Raw genomic sequence first — 26,991 nt, 5'->3', positions numbered from 1 at the left:
CGGCGATGATCGAACGCCTTTTCCGATGGTTCGGTGGCAGGAAGGCGCGAAGCTTCACACCGCGCTCCGAAACCACCCATCTGCCCGGGCTCGCGCTCGAGACGCTTGAGCCTCGCTACCTGCTGTCGGCCGATATCATGCCCTTTGCGGTGGATATGGTCGGTGATGGCGGCGCTGACTACAGCCTGCGTTATGACAACCTCATCCAGGCGGTTCAGGTCTACGACAACAGGTCGAGCCTCCTCGTTGCGCAACGGAATGCTGCGGAGATCGACTATATCCGGGTGACCGGTACTGCAGCGAACGACACGCTGACGATCGATTTCGGTACGGATTTCCTTCAGGCGCTCGACATCGATTTTCAAGGCGGCGACGGCGACGACAAGCTCTCGCTGACGGGCGGCGTGTTTGATCTCGTCGAGTTCGCGGCCGATGGCGCAGGGTCCGGCGTGTTCACCGCCGTGGACGGCCAGATCAACCATCGGATCGGTATCGGCGGCGTCTCAGCCGTGACCGACGCGACGACTGCGCAGGAGCGGATCTTTGCCGATGTGACGGGCGAGGGGCAGACTCTGCGCCTCAGCGACGCCGGCACGCCGGGAGATGGCTTCTCGACGCTCGACAGCATCAATGGCGGCGCGCTGGTGTCCTACACCTTTGCTTCGCCCAATCTGAAGCTGACGATCGACACCGGCGCCGGCGACGACACCTTCGTCCATAACGGCTTCGACAACGCCATTTCGGGCAAGGTTCTCCTGAGTGGCGGTGCAGGCAGCGACGCAGTGATCGGACCTCCGGTAGATACCAACTGGAACATAACCGGGCTCAACGCCGGCAGCGTTTCAGGGGTGTCCTTCGTCGAGGTTGAGAATCTCAGAGGTTCTGCCGACAACGAGGACACCTTCTTCGTTTCGGCCGGCGGGGGACTGACCGGCGTCATGGACGGGGGCGCCGGCGGCTTCGACAGCCTCGTTCTCGATGGCGGTGTCTTCCATTCCGTCACTTACGTTGCGACCGGTCCCGCGTCCGGCACGATTACCCGCGATGGCCAGGTTCTGCGCTACGACGGCCTCGAGCCGATCACCGACAATACGGTCGTCGCCGACCGTATAATCGCGACCAGCGATTTCGACGACGAATCTCGGCTAAAGGATAACGGTGACGGAACTCTGACGCTTGAGTCCCTGTCGCTGATCCCGACCTTCGAGAAGGTCACCTTCGCCAAGCCCACCAACAGCCTGACGATCAAACTTGGCGCAGACCTCGGCATCCCGCTCCTGTCGAAGGATGTCCTGACGGTTACCGGCGTTAACCTCGGGACTGCAAGCCTTACCGTTTTTGGCGAGAACGCTGCCGATACGGCCGGCGATGACGGCAAGGACGAAGTCCTCATCGAGGGGACGAACACATTCGGCGCCTTGGCGGTTCATGCCGAAAAGATCACGGTTTCAGGTAATGTTTCGGCGACGACGGTCACCCTTGTGGCGCTCGCCGAAGACGACGGCAAAATCACCGGCGGCGCCTATTTCGCGACACCCGAGGCGATCATCGACCTCAGCGGCGCGACCATCACCGCCTCTGGCGCCGTTGAGATATCGGCGACGGCGGATGCGACCGTTTCGGCTTCGACCGCGGAAGTCGGGCCGCTCGAAGGTGTCATCGTCACGGTTCTACCGGAGGCGAGGATCAAATTTGACAACAGCACGCTGACAGCTACGAGCCTTTTGGCCGGCAGTTCGGTCAGCGTTTCGCTGACCGCGGCCGACGAAGGCGATGCAAGCGAAAACGACACGACCAAGGACGCCGCGGTTTCCGTGACGGTCGTCGTCAGCGATTCCATCACCGAAGTGCTGGGCGGCAGCGCCCTCAACGTATCCGGGGCGGTTTCGCTGACCGCCGACACCAATCTCGCATTGACGACAACCGCCGATGGCGGCTCCGGTTCCAAGGGTGCCAGCGTTGCCGTTTCGGAAGTGAACGCGACGACGCGCGCCTATATGGCGGGCAATTCGGCGCTCAACGCCAATAGTGGTAATCTGCCCGATTCCGTCGCCTTTAGCGCAACATTGACCAGCAATGTCAGCACCATCGCGATTTCCAGTGCCGGCGGTTCGAACCAGGGCGACGGCTCAAACGAATCCGAGAAACGGCTCGCCGACCCGAATCAGGACAGCAATACCTCGGACAAGGCCACGACGAGTGGCGGTGACATCACCTTTGCAGGTGCCGTCACGGTTTCCGATTACCGGACCACAACCGAGGCCTATGTCGACAGTTCGACCCTTGTTTCTGCGAGCACCCTGGGCTTGACGGCAACCTCCACCGAGAGCGTCACGGCATCGGCAGACGGCTCGGCCACGGGTAGCGCCGGCACCGGAGTCGGCGTGGCTGTCGCGCTCGGCATAGCCGACGTGACCACGCGAGCCTATATCGCCGGCACCTCGGACCTGACGGCAAGCGCTGTCAACCTCAATGCCACGCTCAATGCTGGCGACAGCTTCGTCGTGACGGCGGAAGCCGGTGCTGGCGGCGCCGAAACAAATGTCGCCGGCGCTCTGGCGATCAGCATCATCATGACCGACGTCGAGGCCGTTATCGAGGCCGGCGCCTCGGTCGACCTCAATGGTGCGGACCTCAGCCTCACGGCTTCGTCGACCACCCATGCCGAGACCGCCGCGACCCCGAACGGCGACGATCTCGGCGAAGCCGGCGAGACTGGCGTCGGCGGCTCGGTCGCGCTTGCCGTCATCGACAACAATACGAACGCCCTCATCGAAAATGGGGCGACGGTCACGGCCGCAGACGGCGTGACGCTGTCGGCAACCGGCAGTCATGAATCCGAGACGACGGCGGAAGCCGGCGGCACCGGCGGCAGCACCGGCATTGGCGGTGCTGTCGCGATCGACGTGATCGACAACACCACCCGTGCCTCGCTCGGAACGGATGACGTCGAGCTTGACATAACAGGAGATTTCTCAGCAACGGCGACCCATCATGGGCTGAGCACGGCCACGGCTGACGGCACCGCTATCGGTTCGACCGCTGTCGGCGCGGCGATCGCGCTTGCCTTTGTCGACAACCGTGCAATCTCGACCACCAACCGGAATCTGCGTGCTGACGGCTCTGTCAGCCTGTCGGCGCTGGGCGACGGCTCCAGCAAGGCGGAAGCCAAGGCAAGCGCGAAGGGTGCCGACAAGAACGACGAATCCGCTGATGGCAACACCAAGGCCGACCAGCAGAAACAGAAGCAGGTCGACTTCGCCAACAGCAAATCAGGCGATGCAGACAGCACGAGCCAGACCGCCAATACCGGCGGCGGCAGCGGTGGCGATGTCGGCGTTGCTGCCGCCCTTGCGATCAACGTCTCCGACAGCGAAACGCTCGCCAGCATCGGCAATGGCCGCACCATAACGGCCGGCGACGGCGCCGGAACGGGCGGCGTGAGCCTGCAAGCGAAAAACAACATGGATGCCTCGGCGATCGCCGATGGCAGCGCGACGCTCGAAAGCGAAACCTCGGGCACGGCGGTCGGTGCTGCAGTGGCGATCAACGTCGCCGACATGAGCAACCGGGCGATCATTGGCACCGGCGCGATCGTTAATGCCGACGGTAGCGTCACGCTGTCTGCCACGATGAAGAACGTCGGCGGCGACCAGAAGAACGTCTTCGAAGCGCATTCGACTTCCGGCGCCAGCGGCGGCGACACCGGCGTTGCCGGATCGTTCGCGCTCAACGTGTCGGATGCCACCGCGGAAGCGGCGATCCGGCCTTCCGCCAGCGTCACGCTCAGCAGCGACGACGCTTCGCTTACAGCCTCCAACACGTCCGAAAGCAGCGCTGTCGCCGAGGCGGATGCCGAAAGTGCCAGCACCGGCGTCGGTGCCTCCGTCGCGATCAACGCCGCCGACAATACAGCATCGGCGAAGGTCGAGAATTCCGCTGTCCTCAGCGGCCTCGATGACCTGACGCTCAGCGCCACGGGCAGCCACAAGACCACCACGACGGCAGAATCCGGTGCGGCAGCTGAAGATGGTACCGGCGTCGGTGGCGCGATTGCGATCACCGTTGCCGACAATGTGACGGACGCAAAGCTCGGCACCGGCGGTCTTATCGACCTTGACGGTGCCTTCAGCGCCACCGCGACCCACCATGGCGAAAGCACCACATCGGCACTGGGCGATGCGCTTGGCGGTGACACGGCGGTTGGTGCGGCAATCGCGCTGGCGTTTGTCGACGACAGCGCCACTGCGACCACCGCCCGCAATATAACCGCTGATGGCAATGTCAGCTTCGCAGCCCATGGCGATGGTGCGAGCACGGCCGAAGCCACGGCCAGCGCCGCCGGCGCGGACAAGGACAAGGAAAACACGAGCGGCAACACGACCGCTGACGATCAGAAGAACAAGCAAAAGCAGCTCGCCAACGAGAAATCGGGCAAGACGAACACCGGCGACAAGTCCGCAACGAGCCAGGGCGGCACCGGTGGCGGCCAGGTGAGCGTCGCGGCTGCACTCGCCCTCAACGTCTCTTCGTCGCTCGCCGTCGCTTCGATCGGTGATGGCGTTACGATCATTGCCGGGCAGGGCGCGGGGACCGGAGCGATTCAGCTCCAGTCCTCCAACAACATGAATGCCAGTGCCACCGGCGACGGCAAGGCAACGACCACGAGCAGCGGCACCGGCGTCGGTGTTGCCGTTGCCATCAACGTTGCGACGATGCGCAACGAAGCCTCGGTCGGGGCAGGCGCCCATATCACGGCCGATGGCCTCACGGCTTCTGCGACAATGAAGACGGTCGGCGGCAACGCCGAGCACAATTTCGGTGCGAAATCCACGTCAGGTGCGAGCGGTGGCGACACCGGCGTGGCGGGTTCGTTTGCCTTGAGCGTTGCAACCACCAATACGCTCGGCACGATCGGGCTCGACCACGGCGGTGGCGGTACGACGACCGTGGCGCTCACTGGCGGCAATGTCAGCCTGCAGGCGACCAACACGACCAAATCGACGACAGAGGCGACCGCCCATGGCGCCGGCAGCGGTTCCGGAAGCACCGGCGTCGGCGCTTCGATAGCGCTTGGAATTTCACTCAACACGACCTTCGCCGGGATCGAAAACGGTGAAACGGTCAGCGGCAACACCGGTAATTTCCAGGTTCTTGCGACCTCGAACGATACGGTCACCACCACGGCCAAAGCTGGCGCTGCCGGCAACACCGCCGTCGGCGGCGCAATTGCAGTCGCCTACGTGGATAACGACACGGATGCGCATATCGGCACAGGTGCCGGCGGCGCGATCACGCTCACCGGCAATCTCGCCGCGCAGGCGACCCATGCGAGCACGATCCATGCCCTCGGCGACGGTGAAGCGGCCGGCAGCAATGTCGGTGTCGGTGTTTCGCTCGCTTTGAACATCGCGGAAGTGACCAACGATGCCTATGTCGGCAGAAACTTCTCCGGCGCCAACAATGTCAGTGTCACCGCCACGTCGACCTTCGACACGAAGGCAGAGTCCAAGGCCAGCGCCAAGGGCAACGATACCTCGAAGGCGAACTCCGACCAGGAGACCAGCAACCAGACGAGCATGGCGCAGAACCAGAGTGGCGGCTCGAAGGCGCCGACCCAATCTGGCAGCAGCAGCCTCGGCACCGCCGATAGCAAGAGCACGAACGAGACCGGCAAGTCGACACAGGGCGGGACGAGCGTCGCCGCAACGATCGCCGTCAATTTCCTCGACGCCGATAACACCGCGACGATCGCAAGCAATGTCGTGATCGGGTCGTCGGGTGCGATGAAAATCGAAGCGACGATGACCACCGACGCGCGCGCACTCGGCACGGCGACGGCGACCAACACCAGCGCCAACACCGGCGTCGCCGCCGCGGTCGGCCTCAACATCGCCTTGCTCGACAATACCGCGCAGGTCAATTCCGGCGCCGACCTTACCGCCGGCTCGATCAAGGTACGGGCAGTCACGGCCGATGGCGAAAGGAATACCTTCCAGGCGCGGGCACTGGCCGGCGCCGTGTCGAAGAATACAGCCGTCGGCGGCTCCGTCGCGATCAACTATCTCGACGTCAATTCAAGTGCCAAAATCGGCAACAATGCCGATCTCGACGCCAATGCCGGTGGCATTGCCATCAATGCAGTCAGCGTCAACGAGATGCAGAGTATCGCCGGCGGCGCGGCGCTGAGCCTAAATGGTGGCACCGGCGTCGGCGTCGCGGTCTCCATCAACATCGTCAACGATCTCAACACCAAGGCCGATGTCGGAACCGGCGTCGATGCCGAGGCAACCGGCGCGATCGGTGTCACCGCGCATGCCGAGCTATTGCCGATTACGGAGAACCTTCCTGTCATCGGTAATCTGGCGGTGACCAGTTTCGCCGCCGGCGTGGCGGCAAGCAACGGAACGGCGGTGGGTGGCTCCTCCAGCGTCAACGTCATCTTCATGGAGACGCATGCCTTCATTAATGACGCCTCCGACTTTGACGGCGATGGCGGCGTGACCGTCGAAGCGACCGACGTCTTGACGGTCGTCAGCGGTGCTGGCGGCATCGGACTATCCGGCGGCAGCAATGCCGGTGTCGGCATCGGCCTCGACGTGAACGTCATCATTCGCAACACCAGCGCCTGGGTCGGCGGAACCGCGGATCTCGGTGCGATTGCCGGCAATATTCTGGTCAATGCGGATTCGTTCGACACCATCACCTCGATTGCCGCCACGTTTGGCCTGAGCCTCAGCGGCTCGGGCGTTGCCGCCTCCGTCGGTGTCGTCGTGCTCGACACCTCGACCGAAGCCTATGTCGAGACGGGAACGGCACTCGACAAATCCGAGCTTCATGCCGGCGGAAATGTCTCCGTCAAGGCAACTGGTGACGCCAAGATCTTTGCTCTCGCCGGCGGCGTCGCCTTCGGCCAGGGGGCTGGCATCGGTATCGCCGGCACCGTCTTCGTTCACATCGACGACGTGAAGGCCGAGATCCGCGGGCACGCCGACGTTGAAACCGGTGGCCCTGTCGGTCTCGATGTCTCGGCGATTTCGACCGAGGACGTGACCACGATCGCCGCCGCCGGCGGTGTATCGACCAGCAGCGCCGCCGTGGCTGGCTCTGTTGCCGTCACGGTGCTGACGGAAACAACGATCGCACGCATCGGCTCGAACACGGCGGTGACCGCCCAGTCCGGTGCAAACGATCCGGGGGTCGCGGTCTACGCCTATGGCGAGACGGATCTGCTCACAGTCGCCGGATCGCTGGCGGTGTCCGGCGGCAGCGCGGCGGTCGGCGCCGGCGTCAATATCGCGACGCTCATCAAGACCACGCAGGCGTCGATCGATTCCGGCATGGACATGGACGCTGACGGCAACGTCAAGGTCGAGGCAACCAGCAATGAGGACATTGGTTCCTTCTCGGTCGCGGCCGGCGGTGCCTCCTCCGCCGGCATTACGGTTTCGGCGGATGTCTTCGTCTTCGACATGACCACCCGCGCCTTCATCGGTGACGATCCGCTCGACGGCATCGCGAATGCGGGCCTGACCGACGTGCGCGCGCTTGGCAGCGTGCTCGTACAAGCGATCGACGAAACGGAACTCGACCTGATCGTCGGCGGCGTCGCCGTTGGCGGCAGCGCCGGCGTTGGTGTCGCTGCCGGCGTCGCGGTCGTCGATAAGGTGACGGAATCGTTCATCGGCGAAAATGCGCGCGTGACGGGCGAGGGTCAGCATAGCGTGGCGGCACGCACCGGTCGCTTCGATATCAGCTTTGCCGGTTCGCAAAGCATGGGCGACGGCTACGATCCGAAGACCGACGGCCAGGTCAGCAAGGACAGTCTCGAAGCCGGCGTGCCGGTCAAGGAAGGGGGCGGCGGCCTCGGGCAATTCAACGACCTCGACCAGGATCACAGCGATGACGGGACGCCAACCGATCCGGGCCTGACCCAGCAGCGGATTGCAACAGCCTCCGTCGACAGCGGCTTCCGTGGCGTCGCGGTCTCGGCAAGCACCAAGGACGATATCGAAACGGCGGCGATCAGCGTTGGCGGCGGCGGCTCCGTCGGTGTCGCCGTCGGTGCGGCGGTCAACGTGCTCAATACGACGACCACTGCGCTGATTGGCGAGGGCGCCCGCATCAATCAGGACATGAGCGGCGGCGGCAATGGAGCGCAGTCCGTGCTCGTCGCCGCGGCCAGTGACTTCAGCCATCTCGGCGTTGGTGCTGGTGCTGCCTTCGGCGGTTCGGCCGCGGCCGCGCCTGCGGTCGACGTGTCGGTGGTTACGACGAAAACAACCGCAACGATCGGCGACGACACCCTTGTCGATGCCAACAATGACGTGGCAGTGATCGCGACGGCGAAGGAAAAGGTTCTCGTCGTCTCCGCCGGCCTGGCGCTCAGCGGCACGGTCAGCCTTGCCGGCGGCGTCTCGGTCGTCTCGATCGATGCCGACACCTTTGCGCGCATCGGGGATTCGACCGTCGAAGCCGGTGGCGACGTCGCCGTCATGGCGAAGGACGACTCCCAGTTCACGATCGTTTCCGGCGCGGTTGCCATCGGCCTTTCCGGGGGTGGCGCCGCCGGTTCCGTCGGCGTCGTTAACGTCACCAAGGACACCGAGGCGACGATTGGCGCCAACGCCACCATTGATGCACGCGCCAACGGCGCAGGCATCGCGAACGTGCTCAACGGCAACATTGCCACCAGCGGTGGCGATCCGACGGGCTTTTCGACGCTTTCGGGTGAGGCCCATGGTGTCATCGTCCAGGCGCAATCGTCCGAAGTGGTCACCCACATCGCCGTTGCCGGCGCGGGCGGGCTTTATGTCGGCATTGCCGGCGCGGTCAGCGTGACCATCATTGATTCCGATACCTTCGCCGCCATCGGCGCGGGTGCTGCGATCAACCAGGGCTTTGCCAACTATCAGCTCCACCCGGCTGCTGTCGGCCTCGGACAGGGCGTCTACGTCAACGCGGCCAATGATGTCCGCATCACGTCCTTTGCCGGTTCGGCAGCCGTCGGTTTCGTTGGTCTTAGTGGCGGTATCGATTTCGGCAGCATCAAGAACGACACCACAGCATCGATCGGCGCGAATGCCGATATCCTGGCGCGCAACGATGTCGCCATCAGTGCGGACTCGATCCAGGTCCTCAAAGGCTTCGCCTTCAGCGGCTCCCTCGGCGTCGTCGGCCTCGCGGCATCGGTCTCCGTCTGGTCGATCGGGCAGGACTTCAAGGACGATTATCAGAACGAGAGGGAAGGTACGTCTGGCAATGCCACCGCCGGCGGCGGTGACACGGCCGCGGCCGACGCGGGCGAGAAGACCGATGGCGGTGTCGGCGAACTGACCGGTCAGATGACCGGCTTCACTGGCGACGGAAATGCGCGTACCGCCGATTCGCGCGTCCGGGACAATATGCAGGGCGCATCGAACCGGTTGAGCGATCCATCGTTTTTCTCTGCCGCTGACCTGAATGCTGCCCTGGCCCCGACGAGTGAGGAGCATGGCACCACTGCGACCATCGAAGCCGGTGCGGACGTTGAAGCCGGTCATGACATTCTGGTCGTCTCGCGCCAGAACATGAAGGTCGATCTTCTGATCGGAAACGCAGCCGGTGGCCTCGTCGGCGCCGGCGCGGCGGTGACGGTGCTCAACGTGTCCGGGCAGGTCAAGGCGAAGGCCGGCGGTAAACTCACTGCAGGCAACCAGATCAAGGTCGAATCCGAGTTCGACGAAGAGGTCGATGTGACGACCGTCGCCTTCCAGGGCGGCTTTGCCGGTCTCGGCGCCTCGGTCATCGTCATCAACGATACCAGCCGCGTACAGGCGCGCCTGCTCGACGGAACGGTGGTGGATGGCGCAAGCCTTCTTTCGGTCACCGCATCGAACACGCAGGATTTCGACCTCACCACGACGGGCATACAGGTCGGCCTTTTGGCAGCCGGTGCCTCCTATATCGACCTTAACATCGGCGACACGGACGACAGCACGATTGAGTCTCTGGCGACCATTGGTTCCGGCAGCCAGATCGGCCAGACCGACACGGTAGGCGCGATCACCGTGCATGCGGATTCGACCGTCGACGCCAAGGCGAAGACCTTCGCGCTCGCCGGCGGTGCGCTCGGCCTCTCCTTCAATTTCGCGCTGATAGATGTCGAGACCAACATCGAAGCCTCGATTCTTGGCGGCGCCAACATCGATGCCTCCGGCACGGTGACGCTGGAAGCGCTCTCAAGCCACAATGCCAAGGGTGACGTTTTCGCGCTCAGCATCGGTCTCGGCGCTGTGGGCACGAGTTTCGTGACCGTCAATGTCGTGCCGACGACAAGCGCGCTGATCGGCGGCGGTTCGACCATTACGGCCGGTGGCATCGTCATCCTCGCCTCCCATAACTTCTCCGGTGCGACTGCCACGGATCGCGGCGCCAAGGCCTTCGCGGAAGCCTCGGGCGGCGGTCTGTTCAGCGGCCAGGGCGCAGTGCCCACCGCCAGGTCCAATGCCGTTGTAACCGCTTCGATCGGTGCGGGCGGTGCCCTGACGATCACCAACGACATCGATATCAAGTCGCGGCTGCGCAACTACGCGGTCGCCAATACCGAGGCAAACTCCTTCGGTGCGGCTGCGGTGGGTGCGACCGATGCCGAGGCGGTCGCCAACGGCCAGTCGAATGCATCGATGAACGCCAACATCGTTTCGGTCCGCGACATCGGGGTCGACGCGCTTGCGATCAACGGCGCGCTTGCGGTTGCGGAAGCGACTGGCGGCGGTGTCCTTGGAGCGCTAACGCTCAACAGCGCCACGGCAACGGCAAGCCCGTCCTCCGTGGCGGCGACCATCGGTAACAACACATCCATCCAGTCGGCCCGTCACATTCGCCTGAAGGCACTCGCCAACACGGAAGGCGACTCCAAGGTCGTCGGCGTGACGATCGGCGGCGTCTTCGGCGCCGGCGACTCCGACGCGACCACCAATGTCAGCCCGACCGTCTCCAGCAGCATTGGAACGGGCAGCGTCATCAATGCGACGGGCGACGTCTCCGTCGAGGCGATTGCCGCGCCCATTCCTGGGACGCAGCCCGACTATGCGGTCGTCGACGCCGACGGAGTGGCGAACACGATCACGGTCAATAACCACGGCCTCGTCACGGGCGATACCGTCGAATACGATGCGGGCACCGGCGGCGCGGTGATCCCGGGCCTCAACTGGCCCGATCCTCAGGATCCTGCGGTCAATCGACAGTACAATGTCATCAACGTCGTCGATGGCGGCAATGTCGACCCGAACAAGCTATACTTCGGCTCGACTTTCGATGCGGCAAGCATCGATTCCGAAACCGAGATCATTACTTTCCAGGGTGCGCATAACTTCATCAGCGGTGATGCCGTGCGTTATTACGCCGGCCCCGACGAAACGGTGAACAGCTTCGGCCTGACCGAGGGCAATCTCTACTACGTTCTGGTTATCGACGAGTCCCATATCAAACTGGTCAATACGCATGACAAGGCGGTCAATCCGCAAAATTACTTCAAGAACTTCCAGCCCGACGACATCGCCGGCAATCAGATTACCATCTCCGGTCACGGGTTTACCAATGGCATGGCCGTCACCTATGACGCGCCAGACGCCAAGACCTTCGTCAGCCGGCAAGTCGACGTCCATCCGACGGCGCTCAATCCCGACGGTTCGCCGATCGACGACAGCACGCAGAACAACATTCGCTTCTTCGACGACAATGGTAACGCGCTGAACCATGGGTTCAGCGAGGGCGAGCACGTCGTCTATCATGTCGAAACGGAAACGGGAGCGCCGGGAACGGCGATCGGTGGGCTGTCGGATGGCCAGACCTATCGCGTCCACGTCGTGAATTCGACCACGATCCAACTGAAACGCAACGACGTCGTCACCGAACAGGTTCAGTTCGTCCGCAATGGAGCTGGAGACCGGATCATCCGCACCGACGGCGAGAACTGGGCCGATTTCGGCTTTGGAACCGGTACCCTGTTCATCAGCGGCGCCGGCGCCAACAGCGGCACCTACACCGTTACCGGCGTCAGCGGCAGCACGTTGATCCTGTCAGTCGTCAACAGCGTCACGGAAACGACGCTCACCAAGACCTTCGATCAGTCGATCATCACGCTCACGCCCAACAAGGCGAAGACCGCCGACGATATCCATTCGCTGATCAACGCCAAGAATCTGCCCATCGGCGGGCTTGAGGACGGCAAGACCTATTATGTCCGTGGCGTCAGCGGCCCCGGCGACGACACTTTCGAATTGTGGGACGCGCCGACTGGCGGCACACAGATGACGTTGACGCCGACCGGGCTGTCCGGCCCCTATGCCAACCATCGGATCGGCGCTCTGGCCGTCGATATTTCGAGCGATGCCGCGAGCGAACAACAGCTGCGCATCGATCTCAACGATGCCGTGACTTCGGCGGCTGGCGGGCAATTCCTGTTCGGCCCCGGCCGGGTGTCTCTCAGCGAAATCGCACCGCAGTCTGGTGACGGTGTGTCGTCAGCCTATTCAAAGGGGTCGGGCGGCGGCTTTGTCGGCGTCAACGGCAACGACGCGAATATCACCAGCAACGCGAACGTGAGCGCCACGATTTCGGCAACGCTTGTGACGACGACCGGTGACGTCTCGGTCAGCACATCGGCGACCACCAACACGACAGCGCACGCGGTCAACGGCACCGGCGGCTTCGTCGCCGTCGGCGATGCCGATGCCAACAGCTACCAGGACGTCGACAGCGTCGCCTCCATCGGCGCCGGCACCCGCATCGTCGCGGGCAAGAATGTCACCGTGGCTTCCAGCACCAACGTGAATACCGGAGCTTCGTCGCATGCAAGCGCCGGCGGTGCGGTCGGCGTGGCCTCGCCGACGACCGTTGTCTGGATTGAGTACAACAGTGCGGCAACGATCGGCGCGGACGCGATCGTCGTTGCCGGCGAGCTCGCCAAACTGACGGCCTATTCCGAAGCCGGCGTTTCCGCCAACGCGACCGGTTCGGGCATCGGCTTCGGCGGCGATGGCGATGCCGATACGCATGTCTATATCGGTGTGGCCGATCCGAACCCCGATCCGGATCAAGCTGACACCATTGCAACCCTCGGCGACCGAGCGGTTCTGAGTGCCAAACGTTCTGTTGCTAGTGCGAAGGTCGGGCGGTTCGACATCTTCGCAGGCAGCGACGGCCGTGGCGCAGGCTTCTATGGCGAGGGTACTGCCGAAAGTACGCTGACAGCCCGGCCAAAGGCAGAAGTGCATATCAATGCCGATTCCGAACTGACCGGCTGGGAAGGCGTCGACCTCGTGACGCGCTATGACAACGTCAAGACGCATACCAAATCCTATGCCCGTGCCACCGGCCTCTTCGGCTATGTCGATTCCGTTGCGCACAACGACACCGACGTGGCCTCGAAGATATTCGGTGCTGCCGGCGCTCTGGTGACCGCCGGCCCGCGTGACAATGGGGATGCCGTGCTCGGCCATCCGGATTATCCGCAAGAGCCTGCAGCGTCGAGCGAACACCTGGCGCTCTATGCTTCCACGGTCAACGGCTCGATCTCGCAGACGGATGACGCCGACTACAGCAAGCGCTCGCTTGCTGCCGGCGGCTCCGATGGCAACAGCCCGGACGACCGGCCGCAACAGATCGATTTCAATTCGGATGTCCTCATCCTTTCGGGACGTTCGCCCGAACTTGTGGTCAAACAGCTCGTCATCGGCGCCGACGGCCAAATCGATGTCGCGGTCGAAGTGACTGTTAACGACAGTGCGAGCGGCGGCGGCAGCAGCGAAGGAGAGGGCGATACGATCCAGAGCGCCGACATCGTCGTCAATGACATCGTCAATCCCGGCCCGGGTGATGTCGTCTTCGATTCCGACTCGATGATCGGTTCCGGCGGCACCTGGACCTTCCGCGACACCCTCCAGCGCGTCACGATCCGCAACGAGTCCGACAAGGACATCATCATCAACAACATCGACGTCGTCACCGACGAGCAGCCGCTTGCCTGGCTGAATCCGTCGAAGACGGTGACGCTGACGTTCAACATCGAACGCGAGGTGGCGCCGACGCTGATCGAGATCACCGACACGGGTGGTCACTCGGACATCTATATCAACGGCACCATCGAAAACCCGATCGGGACCACGTCGATCGTCAATACCGACGGATCCGTATTCGCCACCAATGACCGTGGCGTGACCGGCAGCGACGGCCGTCAGTCCCTCATCCGCACGCATATCCTCAACGTCCGTGCCGAGGAAAATGTTGGAACGACAGGTAACCGCGTCAATGTCGACATCGTCGACAGTGCCGGCCTGCCGCAACTTATCAGCTTCGATACCGGCCGCGTCAGCGGGCTGACCGAGCAGATCTTCCTCGGGCACGAGAACCGCTTCTACACCGGCCAACTCGTGCGTTACGACGCGGTCAGCACTGCCATCGGCGGGCTCGTCGACGGCGGCTACTACTATGTCATCGCCTCGTCCGATGGCTTGAGCGTCAGGCTGGCAAGCACGCTCGCGAACGCGCTCGCAGGTGTTGCAATCAACCTTTCTCCGAGCGGGCCGCTCACCAACCAGCACAGCCTGATTTCGGCCGAAACCTTCACGGTTGATGCCGCCCAGAACGTCAATCTCGACCTCAAAGCCCTGCTGCGCGAAGACCTCGGCGGCGGCTATTACATCGTTGAAATCGACCGGATCAGCGCCGGCGATACCGCTAACGTGCTTCTGCAGGCAAGCATCGAGCAGGCCGGCGCTGGCGCGTCTGGCGGCGTGCTCGTCAAGGCGCCGAGCCAGGCGGTCGGCCTCACCCATTACAATTTCTTCCGGCCGGACAGCGGGTCCCCCGAACCGCTCAGCCGTGGTGTCTTCGGAACGGGCAATACGGCGATCGCCTCGACCTATGACTTCCGTGGCATCGACCCCGCGACTGGCAGCCGGACTCTGCCCGGCCTCCAGGCCGGAGCGGTCATCAGTGGTGGCGACATCATCGTTGCTGCCGCAAATCCCGCGCCCACCGCAACGACCATCAACGTTCTCGGCATCACCGAGATCAATGGAACCGGCGATATCGATGTGGTGACGAACGGCTATATCGCTCTCAGCGAAAAGACCGGCGACATGCGCGTCGAGCGCATCAAATCGACCGCGTCGGATGTACTGCTCTATTCGCCGCGGCGCATTCTCGATGCGCGGGGCCTGACGGAGGGCGACGTTGAAGCCGATGTCGCCGGGCGCAACATCACCATGGCGGCCGGCGTCGGTCTCTTCAATCCGAACCATGCGCAGGTCGCCGCGCAAGTTCTCAACCCGACGCTGCTCGACATCAATTCGCCGCTTGGCGGTATCGGCCTGCCGACGGATTTCCTTGAGATCAACGTCGACATCCGCAACGGCGTCGGCGGTCTGGGCGTGCTCAGAGCCTTCGACACGACCGCCGACAACACGCTTGGTGTCTTCCTCGACGAAGTGGCCGGCGATCTTCTCGTCCATACCGTTCACACGACCAGAGACATCTCGCTGCGGACCGTCGCCGGCTCGATCCTCGATGCCCGCAACAACGGCGCCGGCGACGATTTTGCCGACCTCATGGGCCAGAGCATTGATCTCGACGCCAATGGCGGCGGCTCCATCGGCGCCTTCAACAATGACCTCGAAATCGACTCCTCGCGTGGCTCCTCGAACGACGATGTCGCCCTCGAGGCTGACAACAACATCTATCTGGCGGAAGCGCCCGTTAACCCCGGCCAAAGCGCCGGCAACCTGCGCCTCGTGCTGGCGCATGCCTATGATGGCGATATCCGCATTACCGTTCGCGAGACAGGGGTCCAGGGTGAGAACCTCGATCTCCTGCACAGCGGCAGCGCGCGCTTCTCCGAGGACGGCGCCACCTTCCCGACCTTCCAGGCGGACGCCGAGCGTCTCATCCCGCATGGTCAGATCTTCGCCGAGAAGGGCAATGTGCAATTGCGCGTCGGCGACAACGTCACGCTCGACTCGAACAGCGAGATCCTGGCGGCCAAGCGCATCGACATCTATGGCGACGTAACCGCCTTCGACGAAACCATCAGCCTGCTTGCCAATGCCGACATCGGCTTCGGCTCGGTCATGCTGTTGCGTGGGCGCATCATCGCCAATGCCGCAGTAACACCCGGCAACAAGAACAATGGCACTCCGGTCGGAACCGCCGCGCCGAAGACCTCTGCACCGCACGCCACGAATCTGACCTGGATCTTCGGCAATACCGATGTCGATACCATCCAGTTTGGCGATCCCTCGGGCGCCGGCGGCACCAATACCCAGGGCAGCCCCGGCTACATCTTCCTCGGCTCGAAGACCCGCGCCTATGGCAGCCAGACGCTCAACCCGGCGGTTGCCGATGGCGAAGACCGCTTCACTGTCTATTATCTCCAGGATACGGCGACGCAGACATCGCCCAACATGACGACCGCGGCCGAGCATACGCTGACGCTCGACGGCGTCTCCGGCAGTGATCTCTACGAGGTTTACACGCTCGGCTCGAACAATCCGGGCCGCGGCACGGCCGGCACGGACTTCAACCGCAACTACGTCATCAACGTGCTCGATACCGGGCGGTCGAACGACGGCGTCGATGCGCTGAACATCTACGGTTACAACTCCGCCTTTAATGGCAAGGACGGCGACGGCAACAAGCCGATTGACGACATCTTCCTGCTGCGCGGTGCGAACTACCTGCCACACGAAACAGCCGATCGGCCCGCCTATGTTGCGATGGTTTATGGCCAGCCGACCACCTATGCTGACACGATCGAGGACAACGAGCCTTCGAACGAGAGTGCGCGCATCAACTATGACACGGCGCTCAATGGACGTGTCACCATCGAAGGCCTCGGCGGTAACGACAATTTCTATTCGGACGATACGACGGCCATCGTGTCGCTGCAGGGTGGAGCGGGCGACGACTCCTTCCAGATCGGGCAGATTTTCGGCAACAAGCGCACCGACGATCCGGAAAACGGGGCGACACCGTTCTTCGGCGGCGGCCTGCTTGCCCAGGATGTCTTCCCGGACATGGTCGCAACGACGCGCGGCTGGCTGAGTCCCGGCATTAGTGCGCCGCTGGTCGCCCAGGGCGGAACCGGCAATGACGAGTTCCGCGTCTATTCGAACCAGGCCGAGCTGAGATTAGAAGGCGACGACAACAACGACCTGTTCATCGTACGGGCCTTTGCGATCGCCGCGGTCGCCAATCAGGATTGGAACGGCGACGGCACGATCGATCAGGACGATCTGCCGGCCGTTACCCTCGACACCAATGGCGATGGCGTCATCAACTTCGCCGATGCCGATTCCACACCCGACGACTATACCGACGACGTGATCGTGCGCGACGATCAGGGCGTTGCGATGCCGATCATCGGGCTCGGCTTCTCTGTTGCGCGGGCGCCCGATATCCGCGCCGGCGGCGGTGAGGACGAGGTTCAGTACAACGTCAACGCACCGGTTTCCGTTGACGGCGGCACAGGCTTCGACAAGCTCGTTATCCTCGGCACGGAATTTGCCGACGACTTTGCAATCACCGAACGCGGCATTTTCGGCGCCGGCCTCAATGTACGCTACACGACGATCGAAGTGGTCGAGGTCGACGGTCTCGAAGGCGACGACGAATTCTTCGTTCAGTCGACCGCCTTTGGCGTTGCCTATCGCGTCATCGGCGGCCTGGGATCCGATACCATCAACGTCACCGGCGACGTGACCGAAGACATCGTGACCCGGGAGCTCGAAGGAGCCTCCGGCGCTGTCGATCATCTCGTCACGTCTGGCGACGCGCTTTATGACGGCGTGCTCGTCGACGGCTTCGACTATAACGTCGCTTCCGAAGACGAAGGCATTATCCGCATCGACGAAACCGGCGGCTTCACTGCCGTGCGCGAAGGCGGTCCGGTCAATGTCGACAGCTATACGGTGAAGCTTGCCGTCGCTCCGCTTGCGGGGCAGGTCATCTATGTCACCGTCTCGGCGGCACGCTCACCGCAGGAAGAGGAAGACGGCACGCTGTTGAACCCGGCGCCCTTGCCGAACGGCCTCGGCGACACAATCTGGCTGTCCACCGTCAACCCCGGCGGAACCGTCACCGACAGCGACTTCCAGCATGTCATCACCGTCAACGGCGTATTGCGAACCATCAACGATCGCGCTGTCGTGCTCCGGTTCGACAGCAGCAACTGGATGAATGCGCAGACGGTCTATGTCTACGCGCCGGACGATCCGCGCGCAGAAGGCGACCGCGTGGTCGTTATCCAGCACAGCGTGATTTCCGATCTCAGCGGTGTCGACACCAGCGTCATCGATATCGATGCCGAATACCCCGACGGCGACCCCTTCGACGCGGCTGACGTCCGCAATGTCGAAGTACTCGTCAGGGACAACGACACGCCCGGAATCTATGTGACCGAGGTCGCGGCCGGCACGAACATCGAAGACGGCCGGTCTCTCGTCATCGAAGGCAGCCCGACGACCCAGCTGACCGACGAAATCCTCGTTCAGCTGCAGACGGCGCCGGAGGTAGGCGACATCATCGTCGTCAAGCTCTTCCTCAACGAGGCGAGTGACGAGGATATCCAGATCTTCGATGTCGACGATCCGACGAACACCTTCAACTCGGTCGGCGACCGCATGTACAAACATGCCGACGGCTACTGGCGGCTGACCTTCGACCATACCAATTGGGACGATCCGGTTCGTATCGGCGTGCAGGCGCGTGACGATATCCCGCGCGAAGATCCTCATACGGCAGTCATCTACTTCCAGCGCGACGACGTACTGACGACCGACGCCGACCACGACTATGTCTTCCCGAATCTTAGGTCCGGCCCCGGCTATGTCGATATCGAAGTCATCGACAACGACACGGCGGGCGCTGTTGTGCTCGAAAGCGGCGGCACGACAGTGCTCAATGCCGATGGCAGCGACACGGACGACTACACGATCCGGCTGACGAAGGCGCCAACCACCACCGTGCAGGTCGCGATTGTTACCGACGGCCTGGCGGATGTCGTCAGCGTCAATGGTGTCGCCGTCACACCCGGCTCCGGCTATACGGTGATCGGCGGGCTGAGGCCGACGCAGATTTTCGACGGCAACCTCGTCTTCAGCAATGACGGCCTCAACGGCAAGATCACCCGCGGCACGGTCGCCGATCTCGGCAGCTTCGTCGACGAAGGCTTCTTCGTCGGCCAGCAGATCCGCATCGGCAACGCCGGCGGCAACAGCGGCGATTATTACATCACCGCGATCGACACGGTGGACGGCAAGTTCATCAAGGTCGACCGGACGTTCGGTACCGGCGGTCAGCTTGCCGACGTCATCCTTTCGGATCTCGCCAGCGAAGGTGCCTTTACCGGGAATATCCAGTTCCATACGGTTGTCGAGAACGGTACGCTCACCTATCGGATGACGATCGCCGGCCTTGCCGACGAAGCGGACGGCTGGCTCGCCTATGGCTTCCTGGAAGGCCAGTGGATCCGTGTCTTCGACGCCGCCGACAACGTTATCGGCAACTTCAAGATCGCGATCATCCGCGGCGAGAACGACACCAAGGATGCCACGATCCAGGTCACCTCGGAAAACGCCGGACTGCTGCCGGTCGGCAGCACGCTTTCGGGCGTCAAGGTGCTGCGCACCGCGGCGGTCGCGACCTTCAATCCGGGGAACTACTCTGTCCAGCAGACAGTCGTCCTGCAGGCGGATGAGAACTACGATATCCCCGTCACGCGCGAAGGCGTGAAGGTCTTCCCGGTCTCGGGACATTACCTGTCGAAGTTGCGCGGCCCGCTGGCTGTCGAAGGCGGCCCGACGGGTGCCGACCGCTCACTGGAAAACGGCCTGAAACTGCCGGGTGAAGCGGACGACTTCCTGATCGCGATCGGCGCCCAGCCGCCAGAATCGCAACAGATCGACGTGCTCAACATCTTTAACGACACCAGCAAGGAAGATGTCGACGGCGTCATGACGCAAACGACGCTGACCGGCTTCAATATGGCCGACGATCTGAGCCTCGGCCTCGGTGTCAGCGGTGACCCGACCTTTGGTGAATCCGGCTTCTTCCCGGGCGGTATCAGCTTCGGCAAGATCAGCGTCGGCGCTGACGGACAGTTCGGCACCAATGCCACGAAGAGCACGATCGAGGTTGTCAACCTCATGCTCGGCGAGGGCAATGACGGCCTCGTCATTCAGGGCACGCTCGATCCGGCACCGTCCGTTCAGGTCACCAACACCTTCGCGGTCACGCCGAACGGCAGCAATGGCGGTACGATCGTGCGCACAGGCTTCGATTGGAAGGCCATGGGCTTCCTCGTCGGCCAGACCGTGCAGATTGCCGGACAGGCAGGCACATGGACCGTCGTCGCGATCAATGACGCCCTCATCGATCCGCTGCATCCGGAGGAAGGTGCTGATCCGAACGACAACTCGATCCTGGTCTTGAGCGGCCCGTCGCTCGCCGGCGTTGCCAGCGGCTCGCTGACGATCACCGCGATCGACAAGGACGTGATCACCGTCAACAAATCCGTCGACGTCTCTCAGACGATTGCCGGAGGGATCATCGTGCGCACCGATGGCGGCGCCTGGACCGGCTTTGCGGTCGGAGACTTCATCAGCATCAACGAGGACTTCGCCAAGGGCGAGTATCAGATCGTCTCGATTTCCGGTTCGACCATGCGTGTCGTCGGGGGCCAGCTTGCGCTGGTCAGCGATGCACCGAGGACCATCAACCGCATCAACCCGGTCACCAATGCGATTCTGCAAACGGTGGTCACCGATGTCGACATCGACCCGACCTACACCGGTGGCATCGTCACCCGTCAAGACGGCATCAAGTGGGCGGATGAGGGGTATCTTGCCGGTCATCTCATCACCATGGTCGATGAAAACGGAAAGCGCGACTTCCGCATCATCGAGATCTCCGATGATGGCTTCTCGCTGAAGCTCGAAGGCGCGCTCCTCGCCACACAGAACGATGCGGTCAAGAGCTTCTATGTGCAGGGTGCGCATGGCGGCCTGACGCTCGTCCATGGCGGCGGCAACATGTACCTCGAAAGCGCCGGCAAGATGAACATCGCCAGCGCCGGCGGTGGCTCGATCGTCGTAACCCGCCTCGATGGGCGCGACTGGTCGGAAGATCGCTACCAGGTTGGCCAGGTCATCCAGCTGGAGGGCGAGACCTTTACCCGGACGATCCTTGCTATCGTCGATGCGACCTTGCCGCCTCCGCCGAATTCTGCCTTGACCTGGGGCGACCTCAGCGCCCTGGTGCTGAGTGCGCCGAACACCCACGTCGGGCAGGGGGCAGGCGTCACACTGGCGGCCGATGCGTTCAACAGCTATGCCGAACGCTCGCTGCATGTCGCCGAAGCACGCACCGTCACTGCTTCCGGCACGTTGAACGTTGCCACCAACAGCCTGACCCGCAGCACCGGGAGCTGGTTGGCGGATGGCTTCTACGTCGGCCAGAAAGTCTATGTCGGCGGCTACGCGGGACCGTTCACGATCCAGGCGCTCACCGCTGCGGTCATGACGCTGCAGAACGTGGCGCTGACACCGGCAAGCGGCGTCTCGCTCACCGTCTTCGGCTATGACTTGACGCTTGACGGCGGCAAGCGCGTCGGCGGCGACTACATCAAGGTCAATGGTGGTGCCGGTCCGAACTCGCCTCTCGTCGTTTACGGCGACACCAGCCAGGACGGCATCTGGTATTCCGGTCAGGCGCACAATGTGCTCGGCATGGAATTCGGCGAAAAACCGTTCGATCCCTTCCCGCAATTGCAGGACGGGGAGAATGAGGACGACGAATGGGTCTTCCCGCTCGCCAATCCCTTCAAGCTGGCCGGCAACGACATCATCGATGCCAGCGCGCTGTTTGTGAACGTTCCGGGCGGGCAACTGCCGAGCGTCGGGCTGACGATCTACGGCGGCGCCGGCAACGACACGATCTACGGCAGCCAGGCCGGCGACCATCTTGCCGGCGGCTCCGGCGACGACCTGATCATCGGCAACCGTGGCGTCGACCATATCTATGGCGACAGCGGCGTGAACGTGAACATCTTCACCCGCCAGTTGTTCATCGACACGGTCGACAACAGCCCGCTGCCTTCCGCCAACCCGAACACCGACACCAACGGCACCACGATCAAGCCGGTGAAATCCTCGGTCCGCGATCTCATGCAGGCGGGCCGCGACCTGATCTTCGGTGATGGTGCTTCTCATCTTGGCTACGGCCCAAGCGCCGTCGCTGCAGCGGGCGTGCTCGGCGATTTCGACGACATCATCTTCGCCGACCACGGCGTCATCGAGATGTTCGTCGACGATCCGAACCTGCCGTCCGGTCTGAAGCAGCGTATCCAGACGACCGAACTCGTGCTCGTGACGGCGATCAAGTCGGCCGAGCTGCAGAACGGTGCCGATGATATCGTCTTCGGCGGACTTGACCGCGATGTGATTGTCGGCGGTGCCGGCCATGACATGCTTGACGGCGACCAGCAGGACGATCGCATCTTCGGCGACAACGTCTACCTCACCCGCCAGGGCGGCGCCGACGGCAACCTGCTGGACGACACCTTCAGCAAGCGCTTCCAGACCTTGGCCGGCGCGCTGCTCTACAGCCGCACCGATCGGCCGACCCCGGCAGGCTTTGGCACCGTCACCGGCGACAACAGCGGTCTGCTGCTTGTCGACGGTAATGCACGCCGTTACCGCGACCCGGACGGCGCGCCTTGGTGGAGCGAATATGCGGTCGACTATGCGGCCCTTCACACCTTCGCCTTCGACCAGGGAGCCGCCGGCGTCGGCAGTTTCGGCAACGACTACATCGCCGGCAGCGAAGGTCATGACGAGATCTTCGGTCAGCTCGGCAATGACGTCATCCAGGGCGACGGCGGTATCGAACTGGCGTTTGCCGGAACTTCGCATGTCGGCGCCTCCCGGACATCTGGCGGTGTTGCCGATCCGATCGGTCCACTGACGGTGATCGCATCCTTCGCCGCTGCAAGTGACGGCCAGGACTACATCGAAGGCGGCGGCGGCGATGATCAACTGTTCGGCGGTCTTGGCCAGGACGACCTGATTGGCGGCTCGTCATCGTTCTTCAGCCTGACCGATGCGAATGCACGGCCTGACGGCGACGACTACATCTTTGGCGGTACCGGCGGCGAAATCGACCGAAACGACCTCGACCTTCCGGGCGACGGCACTCTTGCGGCCGCGCGTTATGCCCGCGATGCCGACACCATGGTCGGCGACAACGGCAACATCGTCCGTATCGTCGGGATCAATGGCGTCGATATCAATCCGAATGGACTGGCAAACCAGCAGCTCTACGTCCAGTTCAATTACGATGTGAACGATCCGGCTCGCGTCGGTGCCGAACGCATCGTCGTTCGTGGCGTGCACCTCCTCGACTACACGCCGGGCGGCCCGGACTTCCGTCCCGACCTGTTCTCGAAGACCAATCCGAACGATCCGGCCTATCGCTACGAATTCGGTCTGTGGGCGAAAACCGACATCGGCGGCCATGACGAGTTCCATGGCGAAACCGGTGACGACATTGCCTATGGCGGCGGCGGTCACGACCGCATGTTCGGCGATGCCGAGAACGACGATCTGATCGGCGGTTGGGGCAATGACTGGATCTCCGGCGGTACCGGCCAGGACGGCATCCTCGGCGATGACGGCCGGATCTTCACAAGCCGCAACAGCGCCACCTATGCCGAACCGCTTTACGGTGTCCTGGCGCTCCTTGCCACTGACCCGGATGATCGCACAAGCCAGGGCGACGTGCTCAACGAGTTCATCTATACGCCCGGGCAGGTCCAGACCGAGACGATCAACATCGGCGGTCAGTTGAAGAAGTCCGTTGATCTGACCCCCTATAACCTGAAGCCGAATGCGCAAGGGGCCGATGATCCGCTGTTCGACGCCAATGTCGTCGACGACATCATCTTCGGCGGACTTGGTGACGACTTCATCCACGGCGGGGCCGGCGACGATGCCATCGGCGGAGGCGAGGCCCTGCCGCTCAGCTATACCCAGCGCTTCGAAAACGGCGCCGTGGTCGGACTGGTGCGCACCGACTTCACCCGGCCGTGGAACCCGGGTGACGTCCTGCGCTTCGGCGCCGACACCGATCCCTGGAACGCGCCGAAGCCGGTTCAGAGCAAGCTCGGCGAATTCTTCCTTTATGACGAGTACGACCCGCGTCGGGCCATCCTGTTCAATGCGAACGGAAGCGTCTGGAAGTCGGGTGTTGCGCCGACGCAGTTCCAGTACTTCCTCAACCTCGTCGACAATGAAGGCCCGTTGGTCAATGGCGCGATCGCGTTCTCGCCCAACGGAACGCCGATTGCCTTCGCCGACCGCAACACGGACGGCAGCGACGCCATCTTCGGCGATCTCGGCAATGACTGGATCGTCGGCGGAACCGGGCGCGACCACATTTATGGCGGCTGGGGCAACGACCTCATGAACGCCGATGACGTGCTCAGCACCAATGGTTGGCTCAATGACCAGCCGGAGACACATCCGGTTTACGAGGACCGCGTCTTCGGTGGCGCCGGGCTCGACATCCTGATCGGAAACACCGGCGGCGACCGCCTGATCGATTGGGTCGGCGAGTTCAACAGCTATCTCGTGCCGTTCGCGCCGTTCGGTATTGCGACGGTTAGCCGCCAGGTGCCGCCACAGCTCTTCGACTTCCTCTATGCCCAAGCCTTCAGCGACGGTGTCGACATCACGCGGACGGCTGACACCGGCAACGTCAACGGGAGTGACAAGTACAGCCATGTGTCGCAGTTCCAGGGTGGTGTCGAAGGCGAGCTCGGTCTTGTGACCCAGAAGGATCACGGTATCTGGCAGGACCAGACCGGTGGTCCGACCGACCCGCAGGCCGGCAACATCCCCGGCGGCAAGCGTGACGTGCTACGCACAGCCGACTTCAACGACGGGACGCTCGACGTCTTCGCCGCCGACCAGGGCAAGTTCACGGTATCGAGTGGCATGATGTCGGTCGAATCCGCGACCTCGTCGGGGCAGGCGGCAGCGGTCTTCTACGCCGATCAATATCTGCCGATCTATTTCGAGATCTCGGCGAAGATCACGGCGCAGAAGCCGTTGGCAGGCTGGAAGGCGAACTCCTACGTCATCTTCGACTACCGCTCGCCGACGGACTTCAAATGGGCAGGCATCAACATTTCGAACGACCAGATCGAAATGGGCTATCGCGATGCCAGCGGCTGGCATCAGGTTGCCAAGTCGAACAAGCCCGTTCAGTTGAAAGCCGGCATAACCTATGACGTGCTCGTCGCCGTCAACGGCACGAACGTCACGGTGACGGTCGCGGGTGTGAACTGGTTCGGTTACACCTTCGCGCCAAGGATCGAGGACGGCGCGCCGGTGGGCCTCAACCGCGGCATGGTGGGCGTCGGCAACGATGGCTCCAAGTCGAAGGTGGACAACTTTTCGGTTCAGATCTTGCCACCGAACCTGTCGCTCGACTATGCCGACAACTTCGACGGAACGGGGCGCTTCCCGATGACGGGGACGGCTGCAACAGGCTGGACCGTCGCCGGCGGCCGGCTTGCCGGCGCGGCGGGCGCTGCTATCAATACGTTCAACCTCGGTACCACGCTTAGGGCAGATTCCTACCTTGAGCTGGAGGCCAAGCTTTCGACCGCGGGCATCGGCGGCATTGTCTTCGACAGCTACGGTCAGAACGACTATAAGTTCGTCGCGCTTGATGTCGCCGGCGACAAGGTGCTTGTCGGTCATGTCACCGCCAAGGGCGGTTACAAGGTTGATCAGTCCTTCAGCCGTGTCCTTGATGCCGGCGTCGACTATACGTTGAAGGTGATCTTCAAGGGGGCGGCGGTCAGCGTTCAGGTGAATGGCGGCCTCGTCGGCACTTATGGCTACAATGCTGTCCTGGTTGATGGCGGTTTCGGCACCATGTCGCGTGTCGGATCAAGCTCGTTCGATCGCTTCCTGATCCGGACCAATGACCCCGCCTTCAACACGGCGGCCAATCTGCTGGCCGCGACTGGCGATGCGGCCGTCACCGGTGGCGAGATCACCAGAGGACAGGCTTTCTCGGTGCTCGACGATGCCATCGCCCTCTGGGCGAAATCGGGTCTGCTCGATGCGGCAACCCTGGCGCGTCTCGGCACGATCGACCTTGAGATCGTCGATCTCGAGGGCGACCGACTGGCCGAAGCCGTGTTCGGTGCAATCAGGATCGACCGCAACGCCGCGGGCCGGGGCTGGTTCGTCGATCTCACGCCGCAGGATAACGAGGAGTACAGCCTGGTCGACGGCAAGTGGCAGGCCATTGCCGGCGGGCCGGCCGAGGGACGTTTCGATCTCCTCTCGGTCCTGCTCCATGAAATGGGTCACGAGGCCGGGTTGGCCCACTCTGCCGGCAATACTGTCGGCGACGTGATGGCCGAAACGCTCGGCATCGGCGAGCGCCGGTTGCCGTCGGCAGTAAACCAGCCCGAAGCGCGCAACGACGCGGAGGTGTTCGACGAAGAGTTGGGTCTGTTCGTAAGCCCGACTGAGCGACGGCTGATGAAACTTGCCGGCATCAGCGTCTCGGATCTCCAGATATCGGGAGGCGGTAACGCGAGCGAGGTTGCCGCGGCATCCGGTTGGACCAGAAACGGGGGAGACGTTCCGGCTACCACCTGGCAACCGGCAACCGGCGGAGGCCATGGCATGGCGCACTTCGGCAATGATGACGTGAAGGCCTGGGTCTTCGACGAGGCAACCGGCACATTTGTCGATCCAACGGCCTGGACGGCCGATATCGGTGATCATGCCGTCAAGACTTCCGGCGCCGGTGAGAACGACGCCGACACCAGTGAGCAGGACGTGTTGAACGGCATGATCGAGTGGGAGGCCCGAAAGGGACTGCTTTCTCGATTGGTCAGTCTCTTTGGAGGGCGATAGCGTGCGAATA

General features: G+C 63.0%; 1 protein-coding gene. It reads left to right on the top strand.

The features are described from left to right. Window positions 1-5: 5 nt before the first annotated feature. The gene (locus tag AC1Z3V_RS00215; RefSeq protein ID WP_483496540.1) at window positions 6-26,981 is read left to right on the top strand and encodes an LEPR-XLL domain-containing protein; all 26,976 of its coding nucleotides are present in this window, start codon (window positions 6-8) and stop codon (window positions 26,979-26,981) included. The last annotated feature ends 10 nt before the right edge of the window (window positions 26,982-26,991 follow it).

It is taken from the genome of Ensifer sp. 38_S197 (genome assembly GCF_056924495.1).
Note: the sequence above shows the minus strand (reverse complement) of the source record. Positions and strands in the feature narration are given on the sequence as shown.